Source organism: Rhodomicrobium sp. R_RK_3 (genome assembly GCF_002198715.1).
Lineage (GTDB): Bacteria > Pseudomonadota > Alphaproteobacteria > Rhizobiales > Rhodomicrobiaceae > R-RK-3.
On record NZ_MWLK01000022.1, the window covers coordinates 132,343 to 144,169 of the forward strand.

11 protein-coding genes are annotated in these 11,827 nt (G+C 65.7%); 2 read left to right on the forward strand and 9 right to left on the reverse strand.

The annotated features are described in order from the left end of the window. Positions 1–11: 11 nt before the first annotated feature. Positions 12–2,435: a phenylalanine--tRNA ligase subunit beta gene (gene pheT / locus BLEFHOIH_RS13070; protein WP_088346105.1), complete on the reverse strand. Its 2,424-nt coding sequence runs from the start codon at positions 2,433–2,435 to the stop codon at positions 12–14. A gap of 99 nt (positions 2,436–2,534) precedes the next feature. Here pheT and BLEFHOIH_RS13075 point away from each other — a divergent pair, with 99 nt between their 5' ends. Next, complete coding sequence (locus tag BLEFHOIH_RS13075) at positions 2,535–3,290, forward strand: class I SAM-dependent methyltransferase (protein ID WP_088346107.1); 756 nt, start codon at positions 2,535–2,537, stop codon at positions 3,288–3,290. 250 nt (positions 3,291–3,540) lie between these two features. Here the strand turns inward: BLEFHOIH_RS13075 and pheS are convergent, their stop codons facing one another. From pheS to BLEFHOIH_RS13100, 5 genes are all read right to left on the reverse strand, one after another. Next, positions 3,541–4,629, reverse strand: a complete 1,089-nt coding sequence (gene pheS / locus BLEFHOIH_RS13080; protein WP_088346109.1) for a phenylalanine--tRNA ligase subunit alpha — start codon at positions 4,627–4,629, stop codon at positions 3,541–3,543. A 119-nt stretch (positions 4,630–4,748) separates the two neighbouring features. After that, positions 4,749–5,114: a 50S ribosomal protein L20 gene (rplT, locus tag BLEFHOIH_RS13085; RefSeq protein ID WP_088346111.1), complete on the reverse strand. Its 366-nt coding sequence runs from the start codon at positions 5,112–5,114 to the stop codon at positions 4,749–4,751. 42 nt (positions 5,115–5,156) lie between these two features. After that, positions 5,157–5,360: a 50S ribosomal protein L35 gene (gene rpmI, locus BLEFHOIH_RS13090; protein ID WP_088346113.1), complete on the reverse strand. Its 204-nt coding sequence runs from the start codon at positions 5,358–5,360 to the stop codon at positions 5,157–5,159. 465 nt (positions 5,361–5,825) lie between these two features. Then, positions 5,826–6,359 carry a translation initiation factor IF-3 gene (infC, locus tag BLEFHOIH_RS13095; protein ID WP_088346268.1) on the reverse strand — a complete coding sequence of 178 codons (534 nt, stop codon included), beginning with the start codon at positions 6,357–6,359 and terminating at the stop codon, positions 5,826–5,828. A gap of 156 nt (positions 6,360–6,515) precedes the next feature. After that, positions 6,516–7,742, reverse strand: coding sequence for a glycosyltransferase family 4 protein (locus tag BLEFHOIH_RS13100; RefSeq protein ID WP_088346115.1), 1,227 nt, complete (start codon positions 7,740–7,742; stop codon positions 6,516–6,518). An 89-nt stretch (positions 7,743–7,831) separates the two neighbouring features. Here BLEFHOIH_RS13100 and BLEFHOIH_RS13105 point away from each other — a divergent pair, with 89 nt between their 5' ends. Further along, entirely contained in the window at positions 7,832–8,614 is a 783-nt protein-coding gene (locus BLEFHOIH_RS13105) for an alpha/beta hydrolase (protein WP_088346117.1), read from the forward strand. Between the two features lie 186 nt (positions 8,615–8,800). Here the strand turns inward: BLEFHOIH_RS13105 and BLEFHOIH_RS13110 are convergent, their stop codons facing one another. The 3 genes from BLEFHOIH_RS13110 to BLEFHOIH_RS13120 form a co-directional block, all read right to left on the reverse strand. Further along, on the reverse strand, positions 8,801–9,676 hold the full coding sequence (locus BLEFHOIH_RS13110; protein ID WP_088346119.1) for an SDR family oxidoreductase: 876 nt from the start codon (positions 9,674–9,676) through the stop codon (positions 8,801–8,803). Between the two features lie 75 nt (positions 9,677–9,751). After that, complete coding sequence (queG, locus tag BLEFHOIH_RS13115) at positions 9,752–10,987, reverse strand: tRNA epoxyqueuosine(34) reductase QueG (protein ID WP_088346121.1); 1,236 nt, start codon at positions 10,985–10,987, stop codon at positions 9,752–9,754. 23 nt (positions 10,988–11,010) lie between these two features. Then, positions 11,011–11,709, reverse strand: coding sequence for a glutathione S-transferase family protein (locus BLEFHOIH_RS13120; RefSeq protein ID WP_088346123.1), 699 nt, complete (start codon positions 11,707–11,709; stop codon positions 11,011–11,013). Between the last annotated feature and the right edge of the window lie 118 nt (positions 11,710–11,827).

An 11,827-nucleotide genomic window follows, 5' to 3' on the forward strand; every position in this document is an offset into this window, starting at 1 on the left:
CGGTTCTCGCGTCAGCCGCGGATCTCGCCGCCCGTCGCCTTCTTCACTTCGGCGACGATGCGCGCCGAGACCGCTTCGATCTCGCCGTCGGTCAGGGTTTTTTCGCGCGGCTGCAAGGTCACCTCGATGGCGAGCGACTTCTTGCCTTCGCCCAGGCTCGCGCCTTCGAACACGTCGAACACCGACACGCCCGATATCAGCGCCTTGTCCGCCCCTTGCGCGGCGCGGACGACGTCGCCCGCCAGCACTTCGGAGGCGAGCACGAAGGCGAAGTCGCGCCGGACGGGCTGCAAATCGGCAAGGTCGAGCGGCGGCTTGGCGCTGGACTTGCGGCGAGAGGCGGGGATGGCTTCGAGGAACAGCTCGAAACCGGCCGCCGGGCCGTCGAGGTCCATCCGCTTCAGCGCCTGCGGATGCAATTCGCCGAAATGGCCGAGCACGGTCTTCGGCCCGAGCCGGATCACGCCGGAGCGGCCGGGATGGAACCAGTCGGGCGCGCCGCGCGCGATCTGCAGCTTGGCCGGATCGAGGCCGAGCGCGGAGAGCACCGCCAGCGCGTCGGCCTTGGCGTCGAACAGGTCGACGGGCTTGGCCGCGCCGTCCCAATGCCGCCCGCCGCCGGTCGGCTTGGCCGTGCCGGAGCGAAGGCCGCCCGCCGCCATGAGCTGATCCTCCGGCTTGTCGCCGCGATAGATCTGGCCGACTTCGAACAGGGCGATGTCGTCGAAGCCGCGATTGGCGTTCTGCCGCGCCGCCGCGACGAGGCCGGCGAGCAGGCTCGGCCGCATCACCGACATTTCGCTGGAAATCGGGTTGGCGAGTTCCAGCTCCGGCTGGCCGCCGCCGAACAGTTCCGCATCGGGCCGCGGGACAAAGGACCAGGTCACCGCCTCGACGAGGCCGCGTCCGGCCAGCACCCGGCGGGCGCGCGCGGTGCGCTTCTGGCCCTCGGTCATAACAGGTTTGGAGACGCCCGGCGCGCGCGGCATCGGCGTCACCGGCACATTGTCGACGCCGGTGATGCGCACGACTTCCTCGACCAGATCGGCGCCGCCATGCACGTCCGGCCGCCAGCTCGGCGCGGTGACGGTCAGCACATTGCCGCCGCTTTCGACCGCGAAGCCGAGCTTCTTCAGCGTGTTGGTGATCTCGGCGGGCTTCAGCTTGAGGCCGCTGAGCTTTTCCACCCGCGCCGGATCGAAGGCGATGACGGTCTTGCCGTCCGGCTCCTTGCCGGCGACCACCATCTCGCTCGGCTCGCCGCCGCAGATGTCCAGGATCAGCTTGGTCGCCAGATTGATGCCGAGCCGTTCCGATTGCGGGTCGATGCCGCGCTCGAAGCGGAAGCGGGCGTCGGAATGGATGCCGTGCTTGCGGCCGGTGCGGGCGGTGCGGATGGGGTCGAAATAGGCGGATTCGACGAAGACGTTGACGGTCTCCTCGCCGCTGCCGCTTTCGGTGCCGCCCATGATGCCGCCGAAGCCGAGCACGCTTTTGTCGTCGGCGATGACGCAAGCCGCCTCGTCCACCTCGTAGGTCTTGCCGTCGAGCGCCTGGAAGCTCTCGCCCTTCCTGCCGAGCCGGGCCTGGATGCCGCCCTGGATCTTGTCGGCGTCATAGACATGCAAGGGGCGGCAGCGGTCGAAGGTGAGATAGTTGGTGACGTCGACCAGCGCGTTGATCGGGCGCAGGCCGATGGCGCGCAGGCGCTGCTGCAGCCAGTCGGGCGACGGGCCGTTTTTCACGCCTTTAATATAGCGTCCGGCGAAGACCGGGCAGGCGTCGATGCTCGCCGCGTCGAAATTGAGCGCGACCGTGACGGGGCTCGCGAATTTGCCCTTGCCGGCAAAACCCTCATCTTCCTTTTTCAGCTTGCCGAGCCCCAGCGCCGCCAGATCGCGGGCGATGCCGCGCACGCCGAGGCAGTCCGGCCGGTTCGGCGTGACGGAGATGTCGATGACGGGATCGCCGATGCCCATCACGTCGACATAGCGCTCGCCGATATGGCCGGCGGCACTTTCGGGCAGCTCGATGATGCCATTATGCTCGCCGGATAGCTGCAATTCGCGCTCCGAGCACAGCATCCCCACCGACTCGACGCCCCGGATCTTCGCCTTGCCGAGGGTGAAATCGGAGCCGGGAATATAGACGCCGGGCGCGGCGAATACGCCGATCAGCCCCGCGCGCGCATTGGGCGCCCCGCAGACCACCTGCACGATGCCCTTGCCGGTATCGACCTTGCAGACCTGCAGCTTGTCGGCATCGGGGTGGCGCGCCGCCTCGAGCACGCGGGCGACGGTAAAATCCTTCAGCTTGTCGGCCGGGTTTTCGATGCTCTCGACTTCCAGGCCGGCCTGGATCAGCCCGTCATGGATCTCGTCCAGCGTGGCCTTGGTGTCGAGATGGTCTTTGAGCCAGTTCAGGGTGAATTTCATCTTATGTCCTGATAGTCTTCTCTGCCCGGAATGGGAGTTGTCCCATGCCGCTCCTTTTTAGACATTTGCCAGCGACTGGCAAGCAGGGGGACGGGGTTCATGGCCAACAATCTGGCCCTGGCCGAGCAAGCGGCCGCCTTTGCCAGGGGCCGGCCGGATTACCCTGAAGCAGCCGAGGACTGGCTGCGCGTTGACCTCGGCATCGGCGAGGGCTCGCGGGCGCTCGACCTGGGCTCGGGTACGGGCAAATTCCTGCCCAGGCTGCTCGCGACCGGGGCCGATGTGCTCGCGGTCGAGCCGCTGGGGGAGATGCGGCGGCATCTGACCGCGCGTTTCCCTGATGTCGAAGCGGTGGCCGGAACGGCGCAGGCCATCCCGTTGCCGGACGGGTCGGTCGATGCCGTGATTTGCGCCCAGTGCTTCCATCTCTTCGCGACCTCGCAAGCCTTGTCGGAAATCCGCCGCGTCCTGAAGCCGGGCGGCGCGCTCGGGCTGATCTGGAATATTCGTGACGCCCGCGTGCCGTGGGTCGCCGAGATTATCGAGATCATGGCGCCTTACGACACCTGGCCGCCAGGCTGGGAGGCGATGGCGTGGCGCAAGGCGTTTCCGGCGGTCGGATTCGGGCCTCTCGCGGAGCGGCAATTTCAGAATCTGCATAAGGGACCGCCCGAAACTGTCATCGTCGACCGCGTGCTGTCGGTGAGCGCCATCGCGGAACTGCCTCCCGCCGAACGGGAGAGCGTGGTCGCGCAACTCAGGGCGCTGATCGCCCGCACGCCCGAACTGGCGGGCAGGCCGCAGGTCAGTTTTCCGAATGTCACCTACGCCTATGGCTGCCCGGTCTCCGGCTGACGCAATTGCGAAAGCTTGTTTCGTTTTCGAAATCCCCGCAAAGGCGGGGATCCAGTAATCACAAACTCGAAGTGGCTTTGTGCCCAACCACTTGCGCTGCGGCGGAATGGATCCCCGCCTTCGCGGGAATTTCGCATTGGGAGACACATTCCTTATCATACTCGCGCAAGCGGCAATCCAGTACTCCGCAGCGTCTCGGTGATGACTGGATCCCCGCTTTCGCGAGGATGACATCCGTGGGTGATCCGCGCTATTGCGACAGGCCGCCCGCGAGGCTCGGCACGTCGAAGGGCAGGAAGCCGTAATGCTTCAGCCAGCGCAGGTCGGCGCCGAAGAAGGGGCGCAGGTCCGGGATGCCGTATTTCAGCATGGCCATGCGGTCGATGCCGAAGCCGAAGGCAAAGCCCTGATATTTTTCCGGGTCGAGCCCGCAGGCGGTGATGACATTGGGATGCACCATGCCGCTGCCGCCGATTTCGAGCCAGCGGCCGGGCTTGCCGATCGCCTCGGCGCCGATATCGACTTCCATTGACGGCTCGGTGAACGGGAAATGCGACACGCGCAGCCGCACGCGCAGCTCGTCGACCTCGAAGAACGCCTTGCAGAATTCGGCGATCAGCCATTTGAGGTGGCCCATATGGGTGGCCTCGTCGATCACCAGCGCTTCGATCTGGTGGAACATCGGCGTGTGCGTCTGGTCGCTGTCGCTGCGATAGACGCGGCCCGGAGCAATGATGCGGATCGGCGGCTTCTTCGACAGCATGGTGCGGATCTGCACCGGGCTGGTATGGGTGCGCAGCACGAGGCGCGAGCCGTCGGCTTTCTCGTTGAAATAGAACGTATCGTGCTCCTGCCGGGCGGGGTGCTCCTCCGGCATGTTGAGCTTGGTGAAATTATAGTCCTGGCTCTCGATATCCGGCCCTTCGGCGACCGCGAAGCCGAGATCGGCGAAGATCGCGGTGATCTCGTCCCAGGCTTGGCTGAGCGGATGGATACGGCCCTCGAATTGCGCGCCTGGGCGGACCGGCAGGCTGATATCGGCGCGCTCGGTTTCGAGACGCTTGGCCAGCGCTTCGTCCTGCAGCAGGCTTTTGCGCGCCTCGAGGGCGCCGCTGACCCGGTCCTTGACGGCATTGACCGCCTGCCCGAATGACCGCCGCTCATCCGGCGGCAGCCGGCCGAGCGTCTTCATCAGCCCGGTGACGCTGCCATTCTTGCCGAGCGTGCCGACGCGCAGATCCTCGAGCGCCGCCAGATCGGCCGCGGCTTCGATGCGGACAATCAGCTCCTGCTCGAGCTTCTTCAGATCGCTCTCCGATGCCGGCGCTACCGCATCCATGAGCCTCTCCAATGGGATGATCGCCCACGGGCGCCGGCGGGGCCGGACGCGCGGGGCGGAAATAAGACGAAGCGCTCCTCAATCCGGCGCGCCTTGGACGCCCGGAATGAGGAGGAGACTTACGCGGCCTTCGGAAGGGCCGCCTGCGCCTTGTCGGCCAGCGCCTTGAACGCCTCCGGCTCGCGAACGGCGAGATCGGCGAGGATCTTGCGGTCCACTTCGATGCCGGCCTTGTTCAAGCCGTCGATAAATCGGCCATAGGTGAGGCCAAGCTCGCGCGCCGCGGCGTTGATGCGCTGGATCCAGAGGGCGCGGAAATTGCGCTTCTTGGTGCGGCGGTCGCGATAGGCATATTGCCCGGCCTTTTCAACGGCCTGACGGGCAATGCGGATGGTGTTCTTGCGGCGGCCGTAAAACCCTTTGGCCTGCTCCAGAACTTTCTTGTGGCGAGCGTGCGCGGTGACGCCCCGTTTGACTCTCGACATGGCGGTGCTCCTTTCAGAGGATGGCTAGGCGTACGGGCGCGCTTATGCGTTGCCGTAAGGCATGAACTTCTTGACGACCTTGGCATCCGGCTCGGACAGGACCTGCGTCCCGCGCGCCTGACGGATGAATTTGGGCGTCCGTTTGATCATGCCGTGCCGCTTGCCGGCCTGCGCCGCGAGCACCTTGCCGGTGCCCGTGATCTTGAAGCGTTTTTTCACACCGCTCTTGGTTTTCAGTTTGGGCATTTTGCTTCCTTTCAAATATGAACCGGCCCGGCCGTTGACGGCGGGCTCTGATGCTCTCATCGCGTGGTTGAGAAGCGTTTGCGAGCCGCCACGGCATGCCCTTACGCCGGGCGGCTCATCGGGGCGCAAATTACGTGCAAACGGGCTCGTGCGCAAGTGGGCGAATGCTGCGCGTCAATGCACGCTGGCTAACGATTTCCGCCTTACGGAAAGTGAATTTTATGCTATGACAGAAAAAGGTGACTGAGACAGAAAACCTACGACACGCTGGGGTGTCGGATTTCATGTTTGGTCACTGTGTTGCCCTCGCGAGCGCCGCGCGTCGAACGCATTCGGCGACGCGGGGATTCAACATCGGCAACATTGCAATCTGCGGTCTCAAGCGCCGGGCCCTTTTTTCTGAAGGCTCGGCGCTCTTTTAGACCTCAATGCCGGTCAAGCCGCTTGCGGGCTGACCTCGGGCGCTCAGCGCGGCGCCAAAATCATGATCATCTGGCGGCCTTCGAGCTTGGGCTCCAATTCCACCTTGGCGAAGGTCTCGGATTCCTGCTTGACCTTCAGCAGGAGCTGCATGCCGATATCCTGGTGGGCCATCTCGCGGCCGCGAAACCGCAGGGTTACCTTGACCTTGTCGCCCTCATCGAAGAAGCGCTTCATCGAACGAAGCTTTACATCATAATCATGCGTATCGATATTCGGACGGAGCTTGACTTCTTTGACCTCGACGGTCTTTTGCTTCTTGCGGGCTTCGGAAGCCTTCTTTTGCGACTGATATTTATACTTCCCGAAGTCCATGATCTTGCAGACAGGCGGATTCGAATTGCCGACCTCGACGAGATCGAGCCCAGCCTCCTCAGCGCGCGTCAATGCATCGCGCTTGGGCACGAGCCCCAGATTCTCACCGTTTTCGTCGATAAGCTGAACGTCCCGGGCCACGATTGCGTCGTTGATCCGGGGGCCGCTGTCCTTGCTCGGCTCGGCTTTAAAGGGTCTACGAATGGTTAACTCTCCTAGATTGTTGAAAGGGTATAAATCACGGCGACTCCCGCGCAATTCAAGGGCTGCATGCCTTCGTTGCTTGGGAGAGACTATGAGGAAATAGGATCAATAATCCGTCTTGACAAGTCAAGTGATTTGCTGGCGGCGGCAAATAAACTAGACCGGAATTCTAGCGCGTGATGGCATAGAATCCTCATTTGCCCACAGTTTTTGGTCGAGCGCTTGCGCCAGACCGGTCGCAAGCAGGGTGTCATAGACCTCCAGCGTGCGCCGCTGCAATTGCGCCTTCGAGAAATATGTGGCGGCGTGATGGCGTGCGGCGCGGGCGATGGCGGCGCGCTTCGCGGCCCCGAGCGACAAGGCGGCGGCGATGGCGTCGGCGAGGGCGGTTTCGTCATCGGGGCGGACCGTCCATCCGGTCGGCGCGGCGGCGTCGATGGTTTCCGGCGGCGCGCCGAGATCGCTGACGATCACCGGGCAGCCCATCGCCTGCGCCTCGACTGAGATGCGCCCGAAGGCTTCCGGCTCGATCGACGTCACCAGGGCGAGCGAGGCGGTCGCGAAGGCGGCGGGCATGTCGTCGCAATGGCCGGTGAGGCGGACGCCGTGACCGAGTCCGAGCGTTTCGATCCGCGCGGCGAGTTCCTCGCGATAGGCGGTGCGGCCCTGATCGTCGCCGGCGAGGATGAACACCACGTCGTCGAATCCGGGCCGGGTACGCAATTGCGACGCCGCGCCGATGGCGACATGCTGGCCTTTCCAGCGCGTCAGCCTTGCCGCCAGCACCACCAGCCGGGCCTTTTCATCCACGCCCCAACGCGCGCGCAGCGCGGCGATGCGCGCCGCCGTCACGGCGTCGGACGAAAATTGCGCCAGATCGACGCCGCGCTGGATGACGATCAGCCGTTCGTCCGGGGTGCGGTGGCGCTGCCGGACGATGCCGGCGGTGTAATGCGAATTGGCGATGACCCGGTCGCCACGCGCCATCACGCTATTATACCAGGCCTTGAGCGCGCCCTTCTGATTGTAGACGCCGTGATAGGTGGTCACGAACGGGACATTCGCCCGGCGCGCCGCCATCAGCGCGCTCCAGGCCGGGGCGCGGCTGCGCGCATGGACGAGCGAGACGCCGCGCTCTGCGATCAGCTTTTCAAGCGTCCGCGCATTGGCGAGCAGCGTCAGCGGGTTCTTCGCGGCGGCCGGCAGCCGGATCAACTCGCCGCCGGCCGCCGCCAGCTCGGCCTCGAGCCGGCCGCCCTCGCTCGCCACCAGCGCTTGCCCGCCGGCCATCCGCACCGCTTCCGCGACTTCGATCACGGTGCGCTCGGCGCCGCCGGTATCGAGCTTGGGGATGATCTGCAGGATGACGGGCATGGTGGACATGGGTTCACTTGGGGCGATCAGAGATTGGCAGGCCGGGAGCGGCGTGTCAGATTGCGCGCATCGCCCGTTCCAGATGACCTAATAGAGATATGAGCCCCGCCACGCAATTCCTCGATGTGACCGTCCCCGGGCGGCCGGACCGCAAGATCGCCTACCGGCAGGCGCCGGGCGCCCGCGCCGATGCGCCTGGGCTGGTCTGGCTGTCGGGTTTCAAGTCCGACATGGCGAGCACCAAGGTCGCGGCGCTGGCGCCCTGGGCCGAGGCGCGCGGAGCGGCTTTTCTGCGCTTCGATTATTCGGGGCACGGAGAATCGGGCGGCAGGATCGAGGATTTCACCATCGGCGACTGGCTCGCCGAATCGCTGGCCGCCTTCGAGGCTCTGAGCCGCGGGCCGCAGATTCTGGTCGGCTCGAGCATGGGCGGCTGGCTGGCGCTTTTGCTGGCGCGGGCGCTGGTCGCGCGCGGCGAGGGCACCCGGCTGAAGGCGATCGTGCTGATCGCCCCGGCCTGGGACATGACCGAGGAGCTGATGTGGAAGCGCTTTTCGCCCGAAGCGCGCGCGACTCTCGAGCGCGACGGCGTCTTCCATCGCCCCTCCGAATATGGCGAGCCCTATGCACTGACCCGCACGCTGATCGAGGAGGGCCGCAATCATTTGCTGCTGGGGAGCGGATTCGATCCGGGGTGCCCGGTGCGGATTCTGCAGGGCCTGCGCGATGCCGATGTGCCCTGGGAGCACGCCGTACGGCTGGTCGACCAGCTCGGCGGCGATGATGTGCGGCTGACCCTGGTCAAGGACGCCGAGCACCGGCTGTCGCGCGACCAGGATCTCGCCCTGCTGATGACGATAATTGCGGAGTTTTTGGCCTAACGGCTCTTGGACATCGCGCGGCATCTCCTCGTCATCCCGGACGCCGCGCAGCGGCGAGCCGGGACCCAATCATGCATCCGCCAGCATTGCGGCAAGAGGTGAGGCGAGTGGGCCCCGGCTCTGACGGCCGGCCGGGGCGACGGGATTAGGGATTGTGCAAAGCTTCGATAAGCGGAGCAGGCTGGATCATCGCTTCAGCTCAGCCGCCAGCGCGCGCAGGCCCTCGCGGTAGGTCGGGTAGGCGAGCGTGACGCCGAGGTCGCGCTTGATGCGGTCGTTGCGGGCGCGCTTGCTCTCGGCGTAGAAGCTGCGCGCCATGGGGCTGAGTTCGGCTTGGGCGAAGGGGACAAGCGGCGGCGGCGCGACGCCGAGCAGGTCGGCGGCGTAGGCGACAACATCCTGCGGCGGCGCCGGTTCGTCATCGGTGACATTGAAGACGCCGACCGCATTGCCGCCCGCGCGGATGCCGGCTTCGACAGTCGCGGCAATGTCGGTGCGATGGGTCCGGTTGAAGATCAGGCCGGGCTTCTCGATGCGGCGTTCATGCCCGGCGAGCAGGCGCTCCAGCGCGTTTTGCCCGGGCCCATAAATGCCGGCGAGGCGGTAGACCTGCAGCGGTACGCCGAGCGAGGACGCAGACGCGGCCCAGGCAATTTCCGCACCGAGCCGCCACCGGCTCCGGTCGGAGATCGGCTTGGGGACGGTCGTCTCGTCGACCCAGGCCCCGCCATGGTCGCCATAGACGCCGATGGTCGAGAGATAGCCGATCCAGGCAAGGTTCGAGGCAGCGGCGAGATCGTTCGCATGGTGCCGCAGGACCGGATCGCCATCCGCGCCGGGCGGCGCGGAGAGGAGGAGATGCGTCGCCTGGCGCAGTGCGCCCGCGAGGGCGGGGGAGGGCGCTTCCCCGTCGAAGGCGATGGCCTCATAGCCCAGCGCCTCGATGGCGCGGACGCCGTCGGCGCCGCGCGCGGTGCCGATGATGCGCCAGCCCTCGGCCTTCAGATCGGCGGCGATCGCGGTGGCCGAATAGCCGAGACCGATGGCGAGCAGCGTGTTCATGGGGTGGTCTCCTCAGTCACAATTTTTTTGTCATCCCTGCGACAGCGGGGATCCAGGACGCCGCAGCAATCGCGGTTACGGCAGAGCCCCGCCATTGATGTTGCCCTTTACGGGATCCCCGCTGTCGCGGGGATGACACCTGGGTGTAGCGGATCCCGTTGTGAATCGACTCTCATCCCAATCCCATTCGCGGCGGACCTCGGCGTCGGTCTCCGCCGGCAGATGCCGCTCGCGCAGCGCCGCGGCGGCCAGCGGATCGCCATCCAGCAACCGGCGCGCGGCCCAGACCGCCATCGCCCGCACCAGCGGGCTCGGATCGCCGAGCAAAGCCGTCACCTTCGGCACCAGCGCGGGCTCGCCGGAATTGCCCGCCGCGATCAGCACATTGCGGATGAAGCGGTCGCGCCCAGTGCGCTTGACCGGGGAGCCGGAGAAGGCGGCGCGAAAGCTTGCATCGTCGAGCGCCAGCAATTCGGAGAGCGGCGCGCCATCGGTCAGGGGGCGAGCCGCGAACTTGGCTTCGCTCGCCTTGGCGGCAAACTTGTTCCAGGGGCAGACGGCGAGGCAATCGTCGCAGCCATAGATGCGGTTGCCCATCGCCTCGCGGAATTCGCGGCCGATATGGCCCTTATGCTCGATGGTCAGATAGGAGATGCAGCGGCGGGCATCGAGCCGGTAGGGCGCGGGGAAGGCGCTCGTCGGGCAGATGTCGAGGCAGTTGCGGCAGGAGCCGCAATGATCGGATTCGGCGCGGTCGGGCGGCAAATCGGCGGTGGTGAAAATGGCGCCGAGGAAGAGCCAGGAGCCGAGCTCGCGCGAGACCAAATTGGTGTGCTTGCCCTGCCAGCCGAGACCCGCCGCCTGCGCCAGCGGCTTTTCCATCACCGGCGCGGTATCGACGAAGACTTTGACCTCGGCGCCGCTGGCGCGATGCAGCCAGCCGGCCAGGATCTTCAGCTTGCCCTTGACGACATCATGATAGTCGCGGCCGCGCGCATAGGCGGAGACGGCGCCGCGCCAGCGCTGTTCGAGCAGTTTGAGCGGATCGGTTTCCGGCCCGTAATTCAGGCCGAGCATGATGATCGAGCGCGCCTGCGGCCAGAGCGCGGACGGATGGCGGCGGCGATGGCTCTCCGCTTCGAGCCAGCTCATGTCGCCATGCATGCCCTCGGCGAGGAAGGCCGCCAGATGCTCGCCCGCCCGGCCGATGCCGTCCGGCCGCGCAATGCCGAGCGCGTCGAAACCTTCAACGCCCGCCCGCGCGATGAGGGCGGCCTTCAGGGCGACGGCGTCGGAACGGTTGACAGGCAATGGAACTGAAGCCGGCCCAAGACTCAAAAATCAAGCTCCGCATAGATCTCCGGCGGCGGCACGCCGGGGAGACGGTCGGCCAGCAAGGGGCGGAAGGAAGGCCGCGCTTTCAGTACCGTATACCAGGTCTTGGCGCGGGGGAACTCCTCCCAGGGCACTTCGCCGAGATAGTCCAGCACCGAAAAATGCCCGGCCGCGGCGAGATCGGCAAAGCTCAATTCGTCGCCCGCGAGCCATGGCCGCTTCTCCAGGAGATGGCTGACATAGCTCAGATGATAGCGCAGATTGGCCCGGCCCGCCTTGATGATGTCGGTGTCGGGCGTGTTGCGGCCGAAATCGGAAAAGCGCTGATAGAGGCGCTCTTCCAGGAAATAGCGGCTGGCTTCCTGGTCCATCTTGACGTGGAACCAGTCGACCAGCCGGCGCACCTCCGCCCGCTCGATGGCCGTGCCGGGGAACATCAGATTGCGCGGCGGGCCCTCGCCGTTCAGCTTGCCGTGGGTGTCGCCCAGATATTCCGAGATCGCATAGGCGCCGGCGAGGACGAAACCCTGGCGCTGGGCGAGCACCGGCAGCGTGCCGGCCGGGTTGAGCATCAGGAAATCGCGCCGCCAGGCCCAGGGCCGCTCATCCTCCAGCTCGACCACCAGACCGCATTCGGCCAGCGCCAGACGGATCGAGCGGGAGAAAGGATCGAGCGAATAATGGATCAGTCTGAGCATTGGTAAAGACGTCCGGCGCCTGGCGCTTGTCGCAATCCGTGAGACTACTTGCTACACTCTATATATTTGAGTCCCGGTTACGGGTCCGTCCTCATTCCGGCAAAACAAAGGATGTGGT

What these genes read in the sequence shown, in the direction of transcription:
- BLEFHOIH_RS13105 (WP_088346117.1), top strand. Translation starts at nt 7,832, where the DNA reads ATGAGCCCCGCCACGCAATTCCTCGATGTGACCGTCCCCGGGCGGCCG.
- rplT (WP_088346111.1), bottom strand. Translation starts at nt 5,114, where the DNA reads ATGTCGAGAGTCAAACGGGGCGTCACCGCGCACGCTCGCCACAAGAAA.
- BLEFHOIH_RS13100 (WP_088346115.1), bottom strand. Translation starts at nt 7,742, where the DNA reads ATGTCCACCATGCCCGTCATCCTGCAGATCATCCCCAAGCTCGATACC.
- BLEFHOIH_RS13075 (WP_088346107.1), top strand. Translation starts at nt 2,535, where the DNA reads ATGGCCAACAATCTGGCCCTGGCCGAGCAAGCGGCCGCCTTTGCCAGG.
- BLEFHOIH_RS13110 (WP_088346119.1), bottom strand. Translation starts at nt 9,676, where the DNA reads ATGAACACGCTGCTCGCCATCGGTCTCGGCTATTCGGCCACCGCGATC.
- BLEFHOIH_RS13120 (WP_088346123.1), bottom strand. Translation starts at nt 11,709, where the DNA reads ATGCTCAGACTGATCCATTATTCGCTCGATCCTTTCTCCCGCTCGATC.
- pheT (WP_088346105.1), bottom strand. Translation starts at nt 2,435, where the DNA reads ATGAAATTCACCCTGAACTGGCTCAAAGACCATCTCGACACCAAGGCC.
- pheS (WP_088346109.1), bottom strand. Translation starts at nt 4,629, where the DNA reads ATGGATGCGGTAGCGCCGGCATCGGAGAGCGATCTGAAGAAGCTCGAG.
- rpmI (WP_088346113.1), bottom strand. Translation starts at nt 5,360, where the DNA reads ATGCCCAAACTGAAAACCAAGAGCGGTGTGAAAAAACGCTTCAAGATC.